Origin of the sequence: Halobacillus sp. SY10 (genome assembly GCF_045401165.1) — a bacterium.
Classification (GTDB): Bacteria; Bacillota; Bacilli; order Bacillales; family Halobacillaceae; genus Halobacillus; species Halobacillus aidingensis.
Map to the genome: position 1 here is coordinate 1379679 of NZ_CP174345.1, position 20085 is coordinate 1399763.

Annotated in this window: 22 protein-coding genes; 15 read left to right on the top strand and 7 right to left on the bottom strand. The window is 45.3% G+C overall.

The genetic code is table 11. The annotated features are described in order from the left end of the window. Positions 1-343: 343 nt before the first annotated feature. From ltrA to ACJA3J_RS07075, 6 genes are all read left to right on the top strand, one after another. Positions 344-1600 (top strand): group II intron reverse transcriptase/maturase, encoded by a 1257-nt coding sequence (gene ltrA / locus ACJA3J_RS07050; RefSeq protein WP_406945846.1) that lies wholly within the window; start codon positions 344-346, stop codon positions 1598-1600. 307 nt (positions 1601-1907) lie between these two features. Next, positions 1908-2294 (top strand): DUF1801 domain-containing protein, encoded by a 387-nt coding sequence (locus tag ACJA3J_RS07055; RefSeq protein ID WP_406945847.1) that lies wholly within the window; start codon positions 1908-1910, stop codon positions 2292-2294. A gap of 3 nt (positions 2295-2297) precedes the next feature. Next, a complete protein-coding gene (locus tag ACJA3J_RS07060; RefSeq protein WP_406945848.1) occupies positions 2298-2741 on the top strand; it encodes a GNAT family N-acetyltransferase in 444 nt (147 codons plus the stop codon). Further along, positions 2738-3430 carry an HAD family hydrolase gene (locus tag ACJA3J_RS07065; protein WP_406945849.1) on the top strand — a complete coding sequence of 231 codons (693 nt, stop codon included), beginning with the start codon at positions 2738-2740 and terminating at the stop codon, positions 3428-3430. The genes ACJA3J_RS07060 and ACJA3J_RS07065 overlap by 4 nt, the downstream gene beginning before the upstream one ends. Then, entirely contained in the window at positions 3415-3801 is a 387-nt protein-coding gene (locus ACJA3J_RS07070; RefSeq protein ID WP_115821881.1) for a VOC family protein, read from the top strand. Before ACJA3J_RS07065 ends, ACJA3J_RS07070 begins: the two co-directional genes overlap by 16 nt. Before the next feature lie 57 nt (positions 3802-3858). Further along, positions 3859-4386, top strand: coding sequence for a GNAT family N-acetyltransferase (locus ACJA3J_RS07075; RefSeq protein ID WP_406945850.1), 528 nt, complete (start codon positions 3859-3861; stop codon positions 4384-4386). A gap of 195 nt (positions 4387-4581) precedes the next feature. Here ACJA3J_RS07075 and ACJA3J_RS07080 read toward each other — a convergent pair whose 3' ends face one another. Next, the gene (locus ACJA3J_RS07080) at positions 4582-4884 is read right to left on the bottom strand and encodes a hypothetical protein (RefSeq protein WP_406945851.1); all 303 of its coding nucleotides are present in this window, start codon (positions 4882-4884) and stop codon (positions 4582-4584) included. 885 nt (positions 4885-5769) lie between these two features. On the opposite strand from ACJA3J_RS07080, the gene ACJA3J_RS07085 reads away from it, so the two are divergent. From ACJA3J_RS07085 to ACJA3J_RS07100, 4 genes are all read left to right on the top strand, one after another. Next, on the top strand, positions 5770-6030 hold the full coding sequence (locus ACJA3J_RS07085; protein WP_089651121.1) for a YhdT family protein: 261 nt from the start codon (positions 5770-5772) through the stop codon (positions 6028-6030). Then, a complete protein-coding gene (gene panF / locus ACJA3J_RS07090; RefSeq protein ID WP_406945852.1) occupies positions 6027-7493 on the top strand; it encodes a sodium/pantothenate symporter in 1467 nt (488 codons plus the stop codon). Before ACJA3J_RS07085 ends, panF begins: the two co-directional genes overlap by 4 nt. A 132-nt stretch (positions 7494-7625) precedes the next feature. Next, complete coding sequence (locus tag ACJA3J_RS07095; protein ID WP_406945853.1) at positions 7626-8000, top strand: hypothetical protein; 375 nt, start codon at positions 7626-7628, stop codon at positions 7998-8000. A 16-nt stretch (positions 8001-8016) separates the two neighbouring features. After that, entirely contained in the window at positions 8017-8580 is a 564-nt protein-coding gene (locus ACJA3J_RS07100; protein WP_406945854.1) for a histidine phosphatase family protein, read from the top strand. Between the two features lie 176 nt (positions 8581-8756). On the opposite strand, the gene ACJA3J_RS07105 is transcribed toward ACJA3J_RS07100, so the two are convergent. Genes ACJA3J_RS07105 through ACJA3J_RS07120 form a run of 4 tightly spaced genes read right to left on the bottom strand, consistent with a single transcriptional unit; the run spans position 8757 to position 13306 of the window. After that, the gene (locus tag ACJA3J_RS07105; protein ID WP_406945855.1) at positions 8757-10226 is read right to left on the bottom strand and encodes a sodium:solute symporter; all 1470 of its coding nucleotides are present in this window, start codon (positions 10224-10226) and stop codon (positions 8757-8759) included. Beyond that, positions 10227-10448, bottom strand: coding sequence for a DUF3311 domain-containing protein (locus tag ACJA3J_RS07110; RefSeq protein ID WP_115893975.1), 222 nt, complete (start codon positions 10446-10448; stop codon positions 10227-10229). Further along, positions 10445-12055 carry an amidohydrolase gene (locus ACJA3J_RS07115; protein WP_406945856.1) on the bottom strand — a complete coding sequence of 537 codons (1611 nt, stop codon included), beginning with the start codon at positions 12053-12055 and terminating at the stop codon, positions 10445-10447. The genes ACJA3J_RS07110 and ACJA3J_RS07115 overlap by 4 nt, the downstream gene beginning before the upstream one ends. A 15-nt stretch (positions 12056-12070) precedes the next feature. Then, positions 12071-13306 carry a Zn-dependent hydrolase gene (locus ACJA3J_RS07120; RefSeq protein ID WP_406945857.1) on the bottom strand — a complete coding sequence of 412 codons (1236 nt, stop codon included), beginning with the start codon at positions 13304-13306 and terminating at the stop codon, positions 12071-12073. A 263-nt stretch (positions 13307-13569) separates the two neighbouring features. On the opposite strand from ACJA3J_RS07120, the gene ACJA3J_RS07125 reads away from it, so the two are divergent. Together ACJA3J_RS07125 and ACJA3J_RS07130 are read left to right on the top strand one after the other, a co-directional pair. Beyond that, positions 13570-14544 (top strand): phosphotransferase, encoded by a 975-nt coding sequence (locus ACJA3J_RS07125; RefSeq protein ID WP_406945858.1) that lies wholly within the window; start codon positions 13570-13572, stop codon positions 14542-14544. Between the two features lie 112 nt (positions 14545-14656). Beyond that, positions 14657-14881, top strand: a complete 225-nt coding sequence (locus ACJA3J_RS07130) for a hypothetical protein (RefSeq protein WP_089650816.1) — start codon at positions 14657-14659, stop codon at positions 14879-14881. Between the two features lie 58 nt (positions 14882-14939). On the opposite strand, the gene ACJA3J_RS07135 is transcribed toward ACJA3J_RS07130, so the two are convergent. Next, positions 14940-15125 (bottom strand): YjzC family protein, encoded by a 186-nt coding sequence (locus tag ACJA3J_RS07135; protein WP_089650817.1) that lies wholly within the window; start codon positions 15123-15125, stop codon positions 14940-14942. A 303-nt stretch (positions 15126-15428) separates the two neighbouring features. On the opposite strand from ACJA3J_RS07135, the gene ACJA3J_RS07140 reads away from it, so the two are divergent. The 3 genes from ACJA3J_RS07140 to ACJA3J_RS07150 all read left to right on the top strand — a co-directional run bounded on the left by ACJA3J_RS07140 (position 15429) and on the right by ACJA3J_RS07150 (position 18607). Further along, entirely contained in the window at positions 15429-16055 is a 627-nt protein-coding gene (locus ACJA3J_RS07140) for an FMN-dependent NADH-azoreductase (protein WP_406945859.1), read from the top strand. 183 nt (positions 16056-16238) lie between these two features. Next, positions 16239-17213, top strand: coding sequence for a cation diffusion facilitator family transporter (locus ACJA3J_RS07145; RefSeq protein WP_406945860.1), 975 nt, complete (start codon positions 16239-16241; stop codon positions 17211-17213). An 83-nt stretch (positions 17214-17296) separates the two neighbouring features. Beyond that, positions 17297-18607, top strand: coding sequence for a Glu/Leu/Phe/Val family dehydrogenase (locus tag ACJA3J_RS07150; protein WP_406945861.1), 1311 nt, complete (start codon positions 17297-17299; stop codon positions 18605-18607). A 40-nt stretch (positions 18608-18647) separates the two neighbouring features. On the opposite strand, the gene ACJA3J_RS07155 is transcribed toward ACJA3J_RS07150, so the two are convergent. Continuing rightward, the gene (locus ACJA3J_RS07155; RefSeq protein ID WP_406945862.1) at positions 18648-20081 is read right to left on the bottom strand and encodes an aldehyde dehydrogenase family protein; all 1434 of its coding nucleotides are present in this window, start codon (positions 20079-20081) and stop codon (positions 18648-18650) included. Between the last annotated feature and the right edge of the window lie 4 nt (positions 20082-20085).

The following is a 20085-nucleotide window of genomic DNA, read 5'->3' on the forward strand; positions in this document are numbered from 1 at the left end:
ACCAAAGGGGTAGGCAGTAAATGAGGCGGGGATATGGAAGGGAAGTTTATGCTCTTACCCGGGGAGGTCTGTCGGGAAAGCGAAGGACTCTTCGTAACCTTCTCAGTGATGAGGAGCTGAACCGGCAGAAGTCAGCCGAAGTCGTAGTATTTGGTAGCTTAAGATGCCAAAGAAGGACTGAATCAATTATGGAGAATGACGTCCAGGCGTTCATCCCCTCGTTGAAGCAGAAAACGAAACACCTTCTCAGGGAGGAAATGGTGAAGTCCGTGGGGGACCTGAGACAGGGTGGAGAGGCGAGGATGGCACAAGGGGAAACGTCATTCACGGAGGAATGTATCTTATGATAAATCGTGTACTGTCACGACCGAATTTACTTCAAGCGCTCAAGCGTGTAGAAAAGAATAAAGGAAGCCACGGTGTCGATCAAATGCCCGTAAAATCCCTACGTCCGCATTTAAAAGAAGAGTGGACATCATTAGTGGAAAGCCTGCGGTCGGGAACCTACCAACCTCAACCGGTACGTCGAGTCGAAATCCCGAAACCAGACGGCGGAAAGAGGAAGCTGGGCATCCCCACGGTGACAGACCGATTTATTCAACAGGCAATCGCCCAACAACTATCCGAGATGTATGACCCGACCTTTTCGGAATACAGCTACGGGTTCCGTCCAAATCGAGATGCCCACCAAGCTGTCCGTCAGGCAAAAGAGTACATCCAAGAAGGATACCGCTGGGTCGTGGACATGGACTTGGAGAAGTTCTTCGATAAAGTCAACCATGACCGACTTATGGCAACCCTATCCAACCGTATCCAGGATAAGAACGTTCTCTACCTTATCCGACAATACCTTCAAGCAGGTATTATGGAACAGGGTCTTGTAAGCCCAAATACGGAAGGGACTCCTCAAGGAGGCCCCCTCAGTCCGTTGCTTTCCAACATCGTATTAGACGAGCTGGATAAAGAACTGGAAAAGCGTGGTCACAAGTTCGTTCGGTATGCGGATGACTTTCATATTTACGCGAAGTCTAAGCGTGCAGGGGAAAGGGTGATGGCGTCCATCACATCTTTCATCGAGAAGAAGTTACGACTGAAGGTAAACCGCGAGAAGAGTGCCGTGGACCGACCTTGGAAGAGAAAACTTCTGGGGTTCAGCTTCACTCCTAATCGAATCCCTAAGATTCGATTAGCTAAGCGTTCCATCGAACGGTTTAAGAACCGAGTCCGAAGTCTTACTTCACGAAAAGAACGAATATCGATGGAGAATCGAGTGAGGAAGCTTAATCTATTCCTACAAGGATGGATGAATTATTATAGCCTAATTGACACACTAAGTGTATTGAAAGAGTTGGAATCATGGCTTCATCGAAGACTTCGAATGATTCGCTGGAAAGAATGGAGACTTCCCAAAACGAAAATCAGGAAACTGATCAAACTGGGAATCTCTCCGCAGAAAGCCCACGAATGGGGAAACTCACGGAAGGCTTACTGGCGAATTGCGAGAAGTCCCGTCTTACACAAAACCCTAGGCACCACCTATTGGTGGCGCCTAGGGCTGAAGAGTATTGTCTTAAGATACAAATTTATTCGTCAGACATGATTGGAACCGCCGTATACGGAACCGTACGTACGGTGGTGTGAGAGGGATGGAGGTTAGTCACCTCCCCCTATCTCTATTGCTGATGAAGAAAAGAGTGTGACAAAAATGGTTCAGGAAAAACTGAATTCGGAAGTCCTCGGCTCGATGAAGGAAAGGATGTTCCTTTGCAGGTCCTCCTTTTTTCTTTAGGGTTTTAAAAGGAAATGAAGGCGGGATAGTGGAACTAGTATAGAACACAGGGGAAAGGAGTCGGAGAGATGGCTTATGAACAAAAAACTAAGCAGAACGATCGTAGCGTGATCGTAGCGTGATTGCATTCATTGAAGAAGTGGACCATCCGAAAAAGCAGGAAGATGCCTACCGGTTGTTGGACATTTTCACTGAAACGACAGGGTATGAAGCCAAAATGTGGGGACCGTCCATCATTGGCTTCGGTTCTTATCATTACAAATATAAGACGGGCCATGAAGGGGATGCTCCACTTGTAGGCTTTTCTCCACGCAAAGCGAAAATCAGCCTTTATTTCGCAACGGGTGATCCGGGACGTGAAGAGCTTCTTGAGAAGTTTGGGAAACACAAGAGTGGAAAAGCGTGTGTGTATATCAACAAGGTGGATGACATTGATGAAGAGGTTTTAAAAGAACTTATCCTTCAATCTGTCACCTTCTTGCAGCGCACGTTTCCGGAGGAGTAAGGGATGTATCAGTATTTCCGAGGATTGACGATTCGTGAAGGCACAAAGGGAGTACCTGCCAAACGTGCAAAACAGCTGTTTGAAGAGGTCGGTTGGTCACAAGGTGTTCCTTTGTGGCAGGAAGAAAAATTTTCTCTCATCTTTGAGAACTCTACATGGGCGTTTACCGTATGGGATCAAGAAGAAATGGTAGGAATGGTTCGAGTCGTTTCTGATCAAATCATGATGGCGACGATCATGGACTTGGTCGTTTCGGAACCTTACCGAGGAAAGGGACTCGCCCATAAGCTGATTTCTTTATGTATGGAAAAACTGCCGCATGGGGATTGGTTTGCGCATACATCGGAAGAGAATTTCTCATTCTATGAGTCTTGTGGTTTTCATGTAGAGGAAAACTGTTCCTTTTACGGTTATCGAAAAACGAGAGAAGAAGGGCATCGAATATGATCAAGGCTGTCATTTTTGACTTGGACCGGACGCTTTTGGACCGCGATGCTTCTGTTGAGCATTTTATTAACGATCAATTCGCTCGATTCGAGAAGTCTCTCAATTCTGTATCAAGAGAAGCTTTCACCTCAAGATTCATTGAATTGGATGAGCAAGGGTATCGGCCTAAGGATCAAGTTTATCAACAACTTGTACATGAACTGGCTTTAGGGAAAGGCATAGAGGTAAAGCTCTATCAAGATTATCAGGACTCTTTTAAACATCATTGTATTCCTTTTCAAGGACTACAGGAAGTCTTGCTGCAATTAATAGCGAACAAATACCATCTGGGTCTCATCACAAATGGGAAAAGTCGTTTCCAAATGGACAACATGAAGGCCTTAGGCATTCAACCTTTTTTCAAAACCATCCTCATCTCAGAGTTGGAAGGGGTAAAAAAACCTGACCCAGCGATTTTTGAACGAGCGATGGAACGGATGAATCAACCGCCTGAAGCATGTATATATGTCGGAGATCATATGGAAAAAGATGTGCAAGCAGCAGAAAATATTGGGATGACACCCGTTTGGAAAAAGGATAGACAAGAGGAAGAATCATTGGCTCGCTATTCTATCTTTCATTTGAGTGAACTCCCACCACTTTTGCAAAAGTTGAATACTAAGGAGGAACGCTCGTGTTATTCGAAGTGACCAATCAAATACGTGTCCCCGACCTTGTAGAAGGGCAGCAATGGTATGAAAAACTACTTGGGAAGAAGCCTGATTTCATTCCTCATGAAGGTTTTGTCGAGTGGGAGGTCATCCCTGGATTCTGGCTGCAGCTGGCGGAGGGAACGCCAGCTGAAAACAGTGGACCTTTCCGTATTGGCGTTACAGACCTTGAAGCGACAAAAGACTTTCTGATTGAAGAATTAGGCATTGCCCCTTTTGACATCCATTCGCGTGAAGAGGTCCCCGTCAAGTGGGGGACTTTTGAAGATCCTTGGGGCAACGGGGTAGGTTTTTATGAGTATCATGATAAAAAAGAAGAGGAAGAACGCTTAAACCTTCTTTACAAATAAGCGCGATGGGGCCGCCATTAAGGGGCTCTTTTTTGACGTGAAGACTGGAGGAAAGAAATGAACATCATTCCATTGAAATATTTTGATCTTAACAATCGCATGCTGGATGCTTTTGATCGATATCAAAAAACGGACCGCGTATGGGTGTTGAAATCAGGCGTATTTAATGAAGAACGCGATTCTTTTGAAGAGGATTGGACCGAAGAAAACAAACAGACAATCATTCATCACTTTCGGTTGGTGATAGAAAATGGCGGAGCCGTAGTAGCGGCTGTGAAGGAGCAGAAAGTCTACGGGTTCGCTGTCATTGAAGCGACTACTTTTGGGGAAAAGGCCATGTACCGAGAATTATCGTACATACACGTGAGCCGGAACCTTAGAGGAACTGGGATAGGGAGATTGCTTTTCCAGAAAGCGGGAGCGGTTGCGAAAGCATTGGGAGCGGAGAAACTGTATATTGGTGCCCATCCCTCTGTCGACACCCAGAAGTTTTATCAGAAGATGGGTTGTGTGCTCGCTCAGGAGGTCAATTCTATTATTTTTTCGCGTGAACCTAGAGATATTCAACTGGAATTCCCTCTATAAAAAGACCCATACGCATGAAACTGCGTATGGGTCTAAGGTTATTTTTTGTTAAAGAACTCGAGGAAAGCATGATAGATCTCTGTTCCCTGATAAGATAAGAGAGACAAAGCTGTCAATGAGAACATACCGATCATGATCATTCTGAACCATAACATAGGTGAACCCTCCTTTGATTGTTGGCTGATTGGAGCAACATCAAAGGTATTGAATCACATAATTGGATTGATAGAACACAGGGTTCAGAAAGAATAACTTGCGAAAGGCCCTCATGGATGTTGATGTAATTTTTGTACATAAGCGTACGATCAACAGAAAACCAAACAAAGCTGGAGTTACAAACGTTTTGTCTGTTTGATCATCGTTTGAGGACGTTGTTTCAAGTAGAGTGCTTTCCTGGACGTCGCCTTTGAAATAGCCGCTTTGGTGTTCGCCGTATGTGAACGGCAATGCAAAACTGAGAAGCAGGATGACTATGAACAAGGCTGAGTGTCTTTTCATTCGGCGCACTCCCTTTGTATCTATGAATATATCCATTCTACATGATGCAGCCGGTAACGCAAGCAAAAGTTTTTCTAATCAAAAGGTAGTCATGTTTACTAGTTATTAAAGCATGTGGCAGGATTGCTTAAGACTTGATTTCGAGGCTTTTGTGAGTGTTTAGGGGCTCCGGGAAAAGGTTCGCTTTCCGTGGGCGAGTGATGAGCCTCCTCGAGCTAACGCTCTGCGGGGTCTCATCTACCACGCAGTTCCCACAGGAGTCTCACCGTTTCCCTACGCCCCTTTACCCTATGAGGTTCTCGAAATTGCTCTAGCAGTAACCTGCCAAGTTCGGTAATGAAGACCTGCTCACCCACGCTTTTATAAAGTCGTTTTAACCATAGATACTGCTCGAATAAGGTGTGGGAACAGGGTCTGGGAAACGTCCGCATGAAAAGCGAATGGAGACACGAACGTGTGTGTTTTTGTACAAACTGATTCAAACCACTGCAAATCGTCGTTTCCCTGACCCCGTATCCATGGCCAGGGATTGTCATTCATTATTTAAACTAGGCAATGCTGACCTTAAGGCTGCGCGGAATGTGCTCACCGCGCTCCCGCGGAAAGCGAGCTATTCCCCGCAGCCCCTACCCACCCAACAAAAGTCTCGAAACTGAGCCTTCAACAATCGGGGGTTAATATTCAAAAAAGGACCATTCATACTTTATGTCTGGAAGGGATGGTGTAGCACGTTTTTGTGAAAAAAGGGTGCAGACAGACGAGTGATTTTTCGGTAAGCTTGGAAAAGAAGAAAACAAGAATGCAGCAAAGAACAAATACAGACAGAAATAAGTAGACGTTCGGTTGAGCAAGGGGGAATAATCTATGAATCAACAAGAAAAGCGTATGGAAGATCCGCGATACAAAATTGCGAATAAAGAAGCGTTGATCGGAGTCGCGCTTGTTGTCGTGAACTTCATTCTTTGGTATGGCTTTGCCTATGGTCTCGGGTCAGGGCCTGTGGAGGAGTACGACTACATTTTCGGCTTTCCTGCTTGGTTTTTTTATAGTTGTATCGCCGTCACGGTTTTTATCTTCCTTCTCGTGATTTTTGCGGTCAAGTTTTTATTTAAGGAAGTACCGCTGGATGAGGAGGATGAAAAATGAACTGGGGCGTTGTTATACCACTGCTATTATTTTTAGTGATCATTTTCTTCATCGGCTTTTATGCTTCGAAATACTTAAAGTCTAGTACGGATTTTCTGCAGGAATATTTTTTAGGAAGCCGTCAGCTTGGTGGTTTCATTTTAGCGATGACGATGGTGGCCACTTATGGAAGTGCGAGCAGCTTCGTCGGCGGCCCTGGAGTCGCTTACACAGTCGGACTGGGCTGGGTTTTGCTTTCCATGACACAGCTTGCGACGGGCTATTTTGTACTGTCGGTACTTGGAAAGAAATTTGCCATCATGGCTAGGAAGATTCGTGCTGTCACACTTGTGGATTTCTTAAGGGAACGTTATCAAAGTAAATGGGTAGTCATTCTTTCAGCGGCAAGCATCATCATTTTCTTATTCTCGGCTATGGCGGCCCAGTGGGTCGGAGGTGCGCGCCTGATTGAATCCTTTACAGGTCTTTCCTATACGGCAGCCTTGTTCATTTTCGCTGTTTCCGTGCTTGTTTATGTCATTATCGGAGGATTCCGTGCTGTAGCGATTACGGATACTGTGCAGGGGGTCATCATGTTTTTCGGGACGATGATCATCTTGATCGGTACGATTATCGCAGGGGGCGGGATTGAGAACATTATCTCCGATCTTGCTGCAGAGAACCCGGATCTAATTTCGCCGTATGGAGCGGACCGTTCCCTTACGCCGGTGTATGTATCGTCCTTTTGGATCCTTGTCGGTGTGGGTGTCGTCGGTCTGCCGCAAGTCGCTGTCCGTGCCATGAGCTATAAGAGCTCACGCGGGATGCACAGGGCTTTGATTATCGGTACTGTTGTGGTCGGTGTCATCATGCTCGGCATGCACTTGACAGGTGTCTTTGCAAGACCTGTCCTTCCTGGAATTGAAGTCGGAGATACAGTGATGCCGCGAATCGCTATGGAGGTGCTGCCGGCATGGCTGGCAGGCATTGTACTTGCAGCCCCGATGGCCGCAATCATGTCGACCGTCGATTCACTCCTTCTGCTTGTCAGTTCAGCTGTAGTGAAAGATGTGTATATGAACTATGTGAACCCTGAGGCAAGTGCGAAGAAGGTGAAACGACTGAGTATTTCAGTTACCGCAATCATTGGAATTCTCGTATTTGCCATGGCAATTCAGCCGCCGGATTTACTGATTTGGTTGAACTTATTTGCTTTCGGTGGGTTGGAAGCAGCTTTCATTTGGCCTGTCATCATGGGGTTATATTGGAAAAAAGGCAATGCCAGTGGAGCCATTGCTTCTATTTTAACAGGGGTAGGAAGCTATATTTTATTTCATAGCTTTATGCCTCAAGCGCTTGGTATGCATACAGTAGTACTGCCTGTACTTTTGAGTCTGCTTGCTTATATCCTGTTTAGTTTATTGACGGTGAAACGGCATGAGACCATTCAGGAGCAGGTGTTCCAAAAGTTGTGGAGTGCTTAAATAGCAAAAAGGGTGGAGGATGCTCCATCCTTTTTTTTGTTAGTAAACAAATCATAGACTGTGTTACGGTATGAATGAATATTGCTCGGGAAATAACTTTAGGTTCAAAAGTTCAGGACGGAGGGTGAACGCATGATGAAAATATATACGGGAATGATAGCCGCCTTCTTTTCATCCATCATCGTATCAATCACGGTGAACGTCTTATCTCCCGGTGATGGGGATGTTTCAGCTCTTATATTTTTGTACATATTTCCTGTTTACCTCTTTGTGGGAATTCTCTTGTCTATTATCATCGATCGTGTATGGCCTACGCGGAAATGGTGGCAAACCTTTCCTTATTATACGCTCATAGGTTTGGGGTTAAGTGGGGGCGTTGTGTTTACTTCCTCTCTAGGAAGGGGAGAAGAGCTTGTGGTTTCGGCTTTTATCATCGGGTGTGCTTGGTTGTACTTCATTGTACTTACGGTTCTTAGTTATGTAAGAAAAATGGGAGTGAAAGGATAATAAAAGGAGGACAATGATGGAGCTTGTATTTGTGCGTCATGGGGAAGGAGAACATACGGCAAAACCTGATGGATTACATACCCTCCACCCTGTATTGACAACCCGTGGAGAAAGACAGGTAATAAAATTACAAGAAACATGGTCCCTATCCTCTGAAGATCTACTCATCGTCAGTCCGACGGTAAGAACTTTACAAACGGCTGAACGGTGGACTGAAGACATTTCATGCCGTAGAGTTGTGTCTCCTGCCGTTGGCCCCCGCATGTTTCCGCAGAAGAAGGAGTGGAAAACTTTACCGTGTGACCGGACATTGGGTAAAGATCGGGTTTCTGCTGAATTCCCGGACTTTCATTTGATTGGCGAACGATGGGAAGAGGGGATCAATGCTATCCCTGAAAAGGAATTTGTGGACGTTGCTTCTGAACTGATTCATTGGTGTAAGCAGCAAGGGAAAGACCGTGTTTTTGTCGTTACACATGATGGTACGATGACAGCATACAGGCAATGGATCGAAGGGAGACCATTAACTCGTGAGGATTTTCCGAAAGAGACGGACTGGGTAAGGGTTAAGGTGGAATGAAGAAGCCCATCAATGATGTTATAAAACATAAACAACATGTGGAGAGTCATCGTTCAGGTGCGAAAGGGAGCCTCCTTTTTCGATTAAGGTTATGGAAATCATTCTTTCTGCACTCCTCGTGCATGTATTTCTTCATTGAGAAGGCACAGCGTTTATTAAACGCTGTGCCTTTTTGTTTATGACCCTATTTTTCTATATTCCTCTGCCATTGGCATCTCTTTTCCTTGAGTAAAAGCACTGATTAGAACGACAAGTCCTACGTTAACAATCAAGCCGAGGATCCCTGGATTGATATCCAAAGGGGTGGACTCCGCGACAAGCTGGAAGTAGTAGTTGACGACGGTTCCTGAGATTAATCCTGTAATGACAGCTGGTGCGGTGATTTTTTTCGAATACAAAGCACCATATACCCCAGGTGCGAATTGGACGATTGATCCGTAGGCTCCGAGGAGGAGGGCGATCAACCCCTGTCCACCAAACACAGTGATGAAATAGGCCAGCCCGCCAATTACGAACACGCCGATTCTCATGATTAAAAGCGTCGCTTTCTTTGAAAGGTCCCTTTTCACGTTGCGGATCAATCCGTCCGTGAATTCAAGGGAAGCGCTGTGTGTGATGGCATCCGCGGTACTCATGGCGGCTGCCAGGGCACCAGCACCGACAAGGCCATACACCCAGCCCGGCAAAGTGAGAACGGTGGTAATCAGGTATGGCAGAATTTCATCAGGTGAACCGATTTGGTCGGATTGGATGACGTTGACGGCAGAAAATCCGACGAACAAGAGCGGGATTAAGAACAAGGCGAACATAGGATAGACGAGCACGGTTTTCTTGATCGTCCGTGCTTTTGTAGCATAGGATTTTGAAAACAAGTGCGGCCACATAAGAAACCCGATGGTCGATACGAGTATAGTCGTGGTGTAGGCCATCGTGGACATCGTTGAACCTTCTGCACCGATCTGCAGAAAGCCTGGGTTGTCCTGTGTCAAATTACGGAACATGTTCGGGACACTGTCATGAAGCTGATTCACGATTGTCAGACCGACCGTCCAGGAAATGACGATCATGAGAATCCCTTGAAACACATCAGACCAGGCTGCAGCCCGAAGCCCGCCAGTAGCTACGTAAACGACAACAATTCCGTAAGAAAGCAGGGCACCAAGCCAGAAGGGGATCCGTCCTTCTGTCATGATGTTGAAAATATAGGCCATCCCTTTCATTTGTGTGGCCAAGTACTGGATAGAGGCCAGTAAAGCGACAATTCCAATGATCATGGCGATCACACGTCTGGAGTAGCGCAGCTGTAAAAATCCGGCGACCGTATAGATGTTGTGCTTCCGGCCGATAGCTCCGATTTTCGGTCCAATGATATACCAAGGTAAGATGGCGAAGGCTGTATAGGTGATGATGTACAAAGCTGGAGCACCGCGGGAAAAGGCCCATCCCGGAGCGCCAAGGAAAGAGAAGGCGCTGAAGACCGCTCCACCCATGAGGAACCACATGACGAACAGACCGAGATTCCCTTTTGCTGTTGTGAACTCCTCCAGTGAACTTTTGTCCTGGTTACGGCCAGCTAAAACCCCGATGAATAAAGCGACGACAAGATAACCAATCATCATGATCATTGCAATTTGCCATTGTGCCATTTAGTGGACCTCCTTTTCGTCTTTGTCAGGATCGATTTTGTACAGGAATAGGACGATGATGAATGTGACTACGATCCAAAAAATGACCCAGAATACCGAAAAAGGTAACCCGATAATGAATGGCGTTTCCCTGTTGGCGATGGAGAATAGAGGGAAGACCAGGAGTAAAAATGGGATGGTTAAGGATAGGCAGTAAATTTTAACAAACTTTTGTTTGGTCAATGAGCATCCTCCTTTTGTTTTTCATACACGATCTCTCCATTCAGGACCGTCATTTCAACTTGGATGTCCTTTAATTGATGAGAGGGACAATGCAGGATCGATTGGTCGAGTATGACGAGATCTGCGTACTTTTCTGGTTCGATTGTTCCTTTCAAATGTTCATCGCCGCTTGCGTAAGCCCCTGACCACGTATAAGCGCGGATCGCTTCTTCGACCGTAATAGCCTGATCGGGTCCGACGGATTGTCCGTTTTTACTTGTTCGATTGACGGCTGCGTGGATGCCAATCAGCGGATTCACCGATGTAATGGGGCTATCGGAACCGATGGCAAACGGAATGTTCTGTTCCAGATAACTTTTTAACGGGAAAAAGTGGTGGATTCTGTCCCCGTAATCGTTGATATACCCGTCTCCGAATTCGTAAAGAAAAGCAGGGTTCGGAATCGGAATGGAATGGGTGGCTTTTATCCTTTCTACAAGGTCAGGGGGAGTGATTCCTGCATGCTCAAGCCTGTGACGATTGTTCATGCCTGTTTTGTGATTGAGCGCTCGCTCAATTGTGGTCAACAGCATATGTACGGCTTCATCCCCCATGGCATGAGCGGTAATTTGCCACCCTTGTTTGTGTGCAGGGAGGAGGTGTTGATCCAGTTCTTTTTGATCCATATATAGAATACCTGAATCATCTGGATTACTCGTATATGGCTTTCGGGTTTTGCATGTGGGGCCGCTGCTGCTTCCATCAATGAAAACTTTCGCAGGACCGATTTTAAACCAATCGTTACCGAGTCCTGTCATGATCCCGCTTTCTACACCTGCTTTGACTACGGATGGAGAATCGTAGAGGGAACCATACATGATATAAAGCCGCTGTTTGATTTTTCCTTTCTGAGCAGCCTTTTGTAAGTAGCGGATGTGTTTCGTGCCATATCCTCCGGCATCATGGACGCTCGTTATCCCATTTTGTAAAAAGTGACTTGAGGCCATTTGTAATCCAAGCATCACTTCCGCCTCTGAATAATCGGCAAGCTGGAACATTTCCATATGGGCGGCTTCCAACAATAAACCGGTAAGATCGTCACCATCCCTGTGATAGGTTCCCCCGGGTGGATTTGGTGTTTGTGAAGTGAGGCCTGCCATTTCGAGAGCTTTGCTGTTCACACATGAAATATGACCACAGGTCCGTACGACAATGATTGGATGGGACGTGGACACTTTGTCCAAATCCCATTTGGTTAGATGGCGTTCCTCAAGCAGGGCGTTTTGATTGTACCCCCAGCCGCGGACCCATTCTCCTTGAGGTGTTTTCTCTGCCCGCATATGAAGTTTTTCAATGATAGAATCTATGGAATCCTCCTGCTTCAGGTTGACGCCGAGCTGATTGGTTCCGTACAACTCGAGGTGGGCGTGGGCATCATTAAATCCTGGCAGCAGACTTCTTCCATTCAGATCAATGACCTCTGTGTGAGAACTGCACCGTTCCATTATTTCAGCCGTCGATCCTACTTGAAGAATCCGCTTCCCTTTGACAGCAAGGGCTTCCTGGATGGTGCCCTGTTGATCTGCGGTTATAACTTCTCCGTTGATGAATACGGTTGTTGCTTCCATCTTTTCTCCCTCCATTTAGGACTGAGCGATTTTTAACGCGGTGTGGTAGAGGAGCTCGACTCCTTTTTGCATGTCTTCCATTTCGGCATATTCCAGCGGGTTGTGGCTGATCCCTTTTTCACACCGGACGAAAATCATCGCGTAATCACTGATGTAGGACATGAATAAGGCATCGTGAAAAGGGCCGCTCATCAAGGTTGGGGAGTCATAACCGAGCTGTTCGTCTTCCTTTTTCATGATGTCTTTGATCCAATCGGCACAGTAGCGGGGATCACTGCGTGTATCTTCACTGATGGAGAATTCCAGGTTGTGTTCTCTGCTTGTACGTTCAATGATTTCATAGAGTTTCTTTTCGAGTTTTGTGCGGGCATCCAAATCGATATCACGAAGGTCGATCGTGAACTCGACTTTTTCAGGGATAATGTTGCGGGAGTTCGGGAAGGTCTGGACACTGCCGACCGTTCCTACAGTATTCGGCGTGCCTTCTTTAAGGACAAGTTCATTGAATTCTTTTGTGATGATGGAGGCTCCTAGAAACGCATCCTGCCTTAAGTTCATCGGAACAGACCCTGCGTGTCCCGCAAACCCTTCCAATGTCACTGTAAGCCAGATCGGACCGGAAATGGCGGATACGATTCCGACGGGTTTGTTTTGCGACTCGAGTACAGGACCCTGCTCGATATGAAGCTCAAGAAAGGCTTCAATATCGCCAGGCTTGTAGACAGGACTTTGACTCAAATCTGGTTCTACGCCGAATTCTCTAAGTGCTTCTAATCGGGTCACCCCATTTTTATCTTTACGTTCGAGTTCACCATCTTCCAATTGACCAATGATTCCGCGGACACCGAAGACACCTTTATTGAATCTGGAACCCTCTTCATCTGCAAAGCAGATCACCTCTATGGAGCGATTGGGGGTGATGCCTTCTTCTTTCATTGTATGTACAACTTCAATGGCACCTAAAGCACCTAATGTTCCGTCAAAACGACCGCCATAGGGCTGGGAGTCAATATGGGAACCTAACATGAGAATCGGTTTGTCCTTTTCTTTTCCTTCGACACGACCAACTAAGTTCCCGAATCCGTCAATATGTGTATCAAGGCCGGCTTCTTCCATCCAAAGGCGTACAACATCAACGGCTTCTCTGTCTTCTTTCGAGTGAGCGAGTCGACAGACACCGGTTTCTCCAATCTTCCCAATTTTGGCTAAGGTTTCGATGTGTTCCTGAAATCTTTTTTGATTGATCTTCAAGTTGGATCTCCTCCTTGTTTTACTAACTATATCAAGTTCATAATTGTCTGACAATTGACAAAACGTTAAATCATAGGCGGGGAAGATTGGACAGGAGGGGGTTTTTTGTACAAGATGTCGGATGTGGAGGTCATTCATTCATTTTTCGGAAAGAATGAATGACCTACTAAAAGTTGGATGCTGGTGCTTTTGAGATATAGCAGCTTTGATCCAGCAGGAAGGGATGGGTTTAAAAAAGAATATAATCGTAGGAGGATGATTGGATGGATCAAAAATGGGTGAAAAGTCGTTTGATAGATTGGGCGCAAAAAGCTGGTCTTGGGTTGGATATAGATGATACCGACATTCAGTACATATGGAATCCAGGTGGTTTTGTTAATCAGTCCTATCAAATTTCTGATGAGAAGAAACACTTGCATGTGAAGTTTGCAAAGCGGGACCATCAACCGAAGTTACAACAATGGGCGTGTCATCACAAATATTTGACGGAACATTATCAAGCACCAACGTTGGTTATGGACATTCATGAATCGGTGATTCCTGATCACCCTTATGGTCTTGTGTTCGAATTTTTTTCTGGGGAGGTATGGGAAAATCAAGCTTGGACGGATGAAATTTTTTCGAAGGTATCTCAGTTACACGGTGATCAAAAGCTTAAACGTATGCTTGGAGCAGCAGAAAAAAGGTGCGCAGATGCTTTCGTCGGAACATATATTCGTCGGTTCAGAGAAGATATGAAAATTATTGATGCCAATAGAGAAATCCTTTCTTTTGTAGAAAAGGAAACCTTTGATTGGTTTCATGATGTGACGGATCAGTTGGAAGAGGAAGTGCTACATTCCCCTCATTTTGATCGTCCAGCTGATGATGTTGTTCATAATGACTTGAACCAGCAAAATATTTTAGTGAATGCGGACGGGTTTTGCATGATTGATTGGGATGACCTTACTCTTGGAGATGGCGCAGCAGATTATGCATCGCTGCTTTGGCCTTGGGTTTATACGGAGGAATGGTCGATGTGGGAGGAAAGAGTGAGAGTACTTGCAGGAGATGAGCGGTTTGAACGGATGGGACTTTATTTTAAGGCGAAATTATTAGATGGCATCATTGATGTGCTTGCCGATTATGTAGAAGCAGAGGAATTCCCTGATGTGAAGGAGAGAACGCAACATAGAGCGAAAGTCACACATCTTCACGCTCTGGAATTATATCAAACGCGTTATGGTACAGTTCTATAAGTGATCGATCCAAAGGATAGCGCCTTTAAAAGGTTCGCACAATTCTTGGGCATGTTTGTCTCTCTTTTTACATATCCTACTAGTAATAGAGGATCACATAGGGAGTGACAAAATGGGTTTCACATATGGAAAAGATGAACTGATTGGTGACTTGCAGCAGGTGTTTGCCAGACACAATGTCCAATCCATCCGCGTCAAAGAGCCCGGCACGTTGTTCCGTGTGGAGACAGATGGTTCACTTACGATCGGGATTGGGGCGACGATCACGTCATTTGAACGCCAGCCTGATGAAAAACAAGCACCCGTATTTAAGGTGATTAATGGAAAGAAAAAATGACGAAAAGTCCTGGGCAGGGGGATGTCCAGGACTTTTCTATGTGTTGACGTGCGTATGATTATGCTTTTTTCCAGTATGCAGCTTCTTTACTGGAACGTAGAGGTGGGAACGTATCGCCATTGCTCAACTCGATATGTTTCTCATCCTCTGTCACATTGTCGTTTTTACGACCATCCACTAAACCATCAAATTCGTAAGTGCCTGCTTCTGGAGCTTGTTCACCTGTTTTGTAACGATCAGCCATTGAGAAAAACATCCTTTCGAATTTGTTTTAGTTGTGCGCACATAAGCTATATAACCGCATACGCCAAAGTGAAAACCCTTTTTTGTAAAAATGTTACATTTGAAGGAGTTTCCATTTTCTAAGACTTGTAGTTTGACAAGTAGAAGATAAGTTATTAATATATACAACGTTGAATAGTTTGTGTAGCAACATCTTGAATTACGGACATAAAACCAATCCTACGTCCGAACAGCTATCATTAGGCTTATTTTTATAATCTATGGTTGCTACAACAACTAATTTATATAAATGGAGGTTCACACGATGACAAAAGTACTTTTCGTAAAAGCAAATTCCAGACCGATGGAGCAGTCTGTGAGCGTCAAACTTTACCACACTTTCTTGGATAACTATAAAAAGGTCCACCCGGATCACGAGATAGAAGAGCTCGACTTGTTTGAGGAAAACCTGGATTATTATGACAATGACAAAATCAATGGCATGTTTAAGCTTTCTAAAGGTATGGAACTTACTCAAGCTGAAATCCAAGCGACGAATACAGTAACAGCATACTTGGATCAGTTCCTTGCTGCAGACAAAGTCGTATTTGCATTCCCGCTATGGAATTTCACCATTCCAGCAGTTCTGCATACGTATTTCGACTACCTGGCTCAGGCTGGCCAAACGTTCCGCTATACAGAAGAAGGACCTGTCGGCTTGCTTCCTGATAAGAAGGTAGCCATTTTGAATGCCCGTGGCGGCGTTTACTCTGAAGATCCTGCGAAATCCGCAGAGATGGCCGTTAATTATGTAGAAAACATCCTGCAATTCTGGGGAATCGAAGATATTACGACTCTCGTGGTCGAAGGTCATAACCAGTTCCCTGATCGCGCAGAAAAAATTATCGAAAATGGACTTGAAGAAGCTGCATCTGCAGCTGCGGCATTCTAATTCATCTCAAAGAACAAAAAAGCATCCCAATGGGGTGCTTTTTTTGTGTTCGGATTTAGATGGAAGAAAGTGTATGACCTGGTACGGAAGAATATGTAAGACCTGGTCAGACATTTTATGGAATGATTTCCGCTTGGTCTTGGGAAACTATGGGGAGAAGCTGGGGACGGAAAGGGGTAAGGGATGAGAGAGTTATTCGTCTTGTTGAAGAAAGGTAATAAACCGGCATTGTGGGCAAGCATCATAAACGCCACGATTTCATTGATTAAAGGCATTGCTTACTTCATTACTGGGAATGTGGCGATGTTTGCGGAAATGATGCACAGCATTGGTGACATGGCCAACCAATTCTTTGTGTTCATTGGTTCAGCCCTTAGTAAAAAAGCACCGACCGATAAATTTCCGAATGGTTTTGCCCGGCTTGTAAACCTTGTATTGCTTGGTGCTGTCATTATCGTTGGCATATTGGCTTATGAAACGATCAAAGAAGGGATCCATCATATCCTTCATCCACCAGAAGCAGGTTCCTGGCTCTGGCTGAACTTGACGGTACTTGGGGTTGCTGCGATTCTTGAGTCTTTTGTGTTGTATAAAGCAATGAAAGAAGTTGTCAAAGATATCGGTCAGGAGAATGTCAAAGGGATGGAGGTTGTAAAAGTGAGCCTCGCAAATCTCGGAGGGGCAAAACCGGCAACAAAGCTGGTTTTCCTTGAAGATATGGTCGCGACCGCAGGTGCACTCATTGCGATGATTTCCATCCTCATTGCCACCTATACGCCTTTTCATACAGCTGAAGGATATGCTTCCGTCATCATCGGTGTGATGCTGTTTTATGTTGTCGGTCGTATTTTCTTAGACAATGCAGCTGGTGTGTTAGGGGTAGCGGATGAAGAAATGGAAAAGAAAATTGGTGAATTTGTTTTTGAGCACCCTGAAGTGCGGGATATCAAAAAACTGATGGTTATGAAAGAGGGAGAAGAGCTGCATGTGGAATTGAAATTGGAGTTCGATCCGGAAATGTCCATAGAAACGATCGACCACGTGCTCGATGGAATTGAGAAGAAAATCCTTAACCAGCGCGGTGTAACAGAAGTCATCATTGAATCAGATAAAGATGATGACCAATTATCGTGGGATCCAGGAAAGAATGAAGTGTAATCATTTGGAAATTACTGTATGACCTGGTCTGGAAGAAAATGTATGACGTGGTGTAGAAAAATATGGAAGGATGAGGTGGGAGTATGGGTAAGGAAAGGTACGATAAGGTGGAGTCGGATATTATGACGCATGGGCATAATCCTTATGAGATTGTGAAAGGGTTACTGAAAGAATCTGTGGAGAGGCTTGGCCTTCACGAAAACATTTATCATCTTCTTAAGAAACCGATGCGGGTGTTTGAAGTTTCCATTCCGGTAAGGATGGATGATGGGCGGATTGAAAATTTTACGGGATACCGGTCTCAGCATATGGATATCCTCGGACCGACAAAGGGTGGGATCCGCTTTCATCCGGATGTTAATCTAGATGAAGTGAAGGCACTATCCATCTGGATGTCTTTGAAGTCAGCGATTATCGATCTTCCTTTAGGGGGAGGTAAAGGCGGAGTGATTGTTGATCCTGATCAATTATCTGAGAGTGAGCTTGAGCTTCTGAGCCGAAACTACATCAAGAAAATCACACCAATCATCGGACCTCAGAAAGACATCCCGGCCCCGGACGTAAATACAAATCCGAAAGTCATGGGGTGGATGATCGATGAGTTCGATCAGCTTCGTGGATATAATATCCCCGGCATGCTGACAGGCAAGCCTGTTGTTCTAGGCGGTTCGCTTGGACGCCTGCAAGCGACGGGGCGTGGGGTTGTATTCACAATCCGTGAAGCTTGTAAAGTGCTCGGGATCGAGATGACAGAGGCCACGGCAGCTATACAAGGCTTCGGAAATGTAGGGAGCATGACGGCTAAATTTTTGCACGAACTTGGTGTAAAAATCGTAGCGGTCACGGACGCCAAAGGCGGCATCTATAAAGAAGGTGGCCTAGATATTCCGGATTTGCTAGCCTTCACAAACAAAGGAGAAAATTATGCTTCTTCCTATGAAAAAGCAGAACCGATCACGAACGAAAAGATGTTCAGCCTTCCTGTTGACATTCTCATCCCGGCTGCAATTGAAAATCAGGTGACAAAAGAAACAGCCCCGACGATTCAAGCGAAAATCCTTGCCGAAGCGGCGAATGGACCAACGACCCCGGCAGGTGATCAAATCCTTGAGGAAAAAGGGATTTTCGTCATCCCTGACATTCTCTGCAATGCTGGCAGTGTGACGGTTTCGTACTTTGAATGGGTTCAGAACAATATGAATTACTACTGGAAAGTCGATGAAATCAATAAACAATTGGAAGAAAAAATGCTTTCAGGATTTGAAAAGGTCATTCAGATGAAAGAAGAAAAAGGATGTCGGATGCGCGATGCGGCGTATATGGTCGGCATCAGCCATCTCGTCAAAGCGATGGATGCTCGTGGTTGGATCGGAGAAAAAGAGCTTGATTCATAACAAAAGCTGCTGTCCAGATTGTCGGACAGCAGCTTTTGTTTTACCCGTTCAGCCTTATGCCATAAAACTTCAATTCTGTCATATCCTCAAGTGCATATTGGACGCCTTCCCGTCCGATGCCACTCTTTTTCACACCACCATATGGATGGTTGTCTTGACGGTAGGTGGACATTTCATTGATCCAAACCCCACCCATTTCGAGTTGATCAGCGACTCGAAATGCTCGATCAATATCTCTTGTGAAAATGCCGGCCTGAAGTCCATATATGGAGTCATTGGACTGATGGACGACCTGGTTTTCTGATGAGAATGGAATAACAGAAACGATGGGGGCGAACACTTCTTCTGCAATAATTTTCATGTCGCTTTTGACGTTTGTCATGATGGTCGGTTTTAATAACGTCCCATTCCGCTCACCACCAGTTTCCAATTTCGCGCCATTGTCAACCGCATCATCAATCCACATCTTTGCGCGTTTCGCTTCATCTTCATTGATCATCGGTCCGAACTCCGTTTCCTCGCTCATCGGATCACCAATCTTCAGTGCTTCTGTTTTCTCAATAAACGCTTTTAAAAAACGATCATAGATATTCTGATGCACATAGATACGCTGGGCCGATATACAGACCTGTCCTGAAAAAGCAAAAGCGCCTTTGACTAAACTCGAAACCGCATAGTCCAGGTCTGCATCTTCAAAAAGAATGTTAGGACTGTTTGAGCCGAGTTCAAGTGTCACTTTTTTAAATCCAGCATTTTCACGGATCGTTCGCCCGACAGGCAGGCTTCCTGTGAACGTGACCTTATGAATTTTATCGTGTTTCACAAGAGGGTCTCCAATTTCTTTTCCTGTTCCAAGCAGAAAGTTAAGGGCGCCTTTTGGGAGTCCGGACTCATGAAGAAGCTGGACAAGTTTGTAGGCGGAAACCGGTGTTTTTTCCGCTGGTTTCAATACGATCGTGTTACCCGCGGCAATGGCAGGAGCCACTTTATGCAGCGTTAAATTTAAAGGGAAATTGAAAGGTGTGATCGCTGCCACAACCCCGAGCGGCACGCGCTTTGTGAATCCAATCCGGTTTTCCCCGCCAATCGCTGCATCCATCGGAATGACTTTCCCTTCAATGTGCTTCGCTTCTTCTGCCGCAAAGCGCAGGACTTGGACCGAACGCTGCACTTCACCCTGGCTGAATTGAAGGGGTTTCCCGGCTTCTTTGGTGATAGTTTCAGCGAACTCATCCTTACGTTCCTCTAAAAGTTTCGATGCTTTTAAAAGAATATCTGCCCGGTCATGCGCCGGCATTTTCTTCATCGTCTGATGAAAAGTGTCGTAACTAATATCGATGGCTCTATTTAAATCATCTTCTTTAGCTAAGGCCAGCTCAGCAACCATTTCCTCGTTGTAAGGGTTTTTTACCGTAATGGTTTCCCTTGTTTCTTCCAGATATTCTTCACCATTGATAATGGAGCCGATTTTCATGTGT

Excerpts from the sequence above, each read along its gene's own strand:
- ACJA3J_RS07080 (WP_406945851.1), bottom strand. The coding sequence starts at position 4,884 with ATGAAAAGACACTCAGCCTTGTTCATAGTCATCCTGCTTCTCAGTTTT.
- ACJA3J_RS07100 (WP_406945854.1), top strand. The coding sequence starts at position 8,017 with ATGGAGCTTGTATTTGTGCGTCATGGGGAAGGAGAACATACGGCAAAA.
- ACJA3J_RS07060 (WP_406945848.1), top strand. The coding sequence starts at position 2,298 with ATGTATCAGTATTTCCGAGGATTGACGATTCGTGAAGGCACAAAGGGA.
- ACJA3J_RS07150 (WP_406945861.1), top strand. The coding sequence starts at position 17,297 with ATGGGTAAGGAAAGGTACGATAAGGTGGAGTCGGATATTATGACGCAT.
- ACJA3J_RS07085 (WP_089651121.1), top strand. The coding sequence starts at position 5,770 with ATGGAAGATCCGCGATACAAAATTGCGAATAAAGAAGCGTTGATCGGA.
- ACJA3J_RS07125 (WP_406945858.1), top strand. The coding sequence starts at position 13,570 with ATGGATCAAAAATGGGTGAAAAGTCGTTTGATAGATTGGGCGCAAAAA.
- ltrA (WP_406945846.1), top strand. The coding sequence starts at position 344 with ATGATAAATCGTGTACTGTCACGACCGAATTTACTTCAAGCGCTCAAG.
- panF (WP_406945852.1), top strand. The coding sequence starts at position 6,027 with ATGAACTGGGGCGTTGTTATACCACTGCTATTATTTTTAGTGATCATT.
- ACJA3J_RS07130 (WP_089650816.1), top strand. The coding sequence starts at position 14,657 with ATGGGTTTCACATATGGAAAAGATGAACTGATTGGTGACTTGCAGCAG.
- ACJA3J_RS07115 (WP_406945856.1), bottom strand. The coding sequence starts at position 12,055 with ATGGAAGCAACAACCGTATTCATCAACGGAGAAGTTATAACCGCAGAT.
- ACJA3J_RS07075 (WP_406945850.1), top strand. The coding sequence starts at position 3,859 with ATGAACATCATTCCATTGAAATATTTTGATCTTAACAATCGCATGCTG.
- ACJA3J_RS07140 (WP_406945859.1), top strand. The coding sequence starts at position 15,429 with ATGACAAAAGTACTTTTCGTAAAAGCAAATTCCAGACCGATGGAGCAG.
- ACJA3J_RS07105 (WP_406945855.1), bottom strand. The coding sequence starts at position 10,226 with ATGGCACAATGGCAAATTGCAATGATCATGATGATTGGTTATCTTGTC.
- ACJA3J_RS07145 (WP_406945860.1), top strand. The coding sequence starts at position 16,239 with ATGAGAGAGTTATTCGTCTTGTTGAAGAAAGGTAATAAACCGGCATTG.
- ACJA3J_RS07095 (WP_406945853.1), top strand. The coding sequence starts at position 7,626 with ATGATGAAAATATATACGGGAATGATAGCCGCCTTCTTTTCATCCATC.
- ACJA3J_RS07135 (WP_089650817.1), bottom strand. The coding sequence starts at position 15,125 with ATGGCTGATCGTTACAAAACAGGTGAACAAGCTCCAGAAGCAGGCACT.
- ACJA3J_RS07065 (WP_406945849.1), top strand. The coding sequence starts at position 2,738 with ATGATCAAGGCTGTCATTTTTGACTTGGACCGGACGCTTTTGGACCGC.
- ACJA3J_RS07155 (WP_406945862.1), bottom strand. The coding sequence starts at position 20,081 with ATGAAAATCGGCTCCATTATCAATGGTGAAGAATATCTGGAAGAAACA.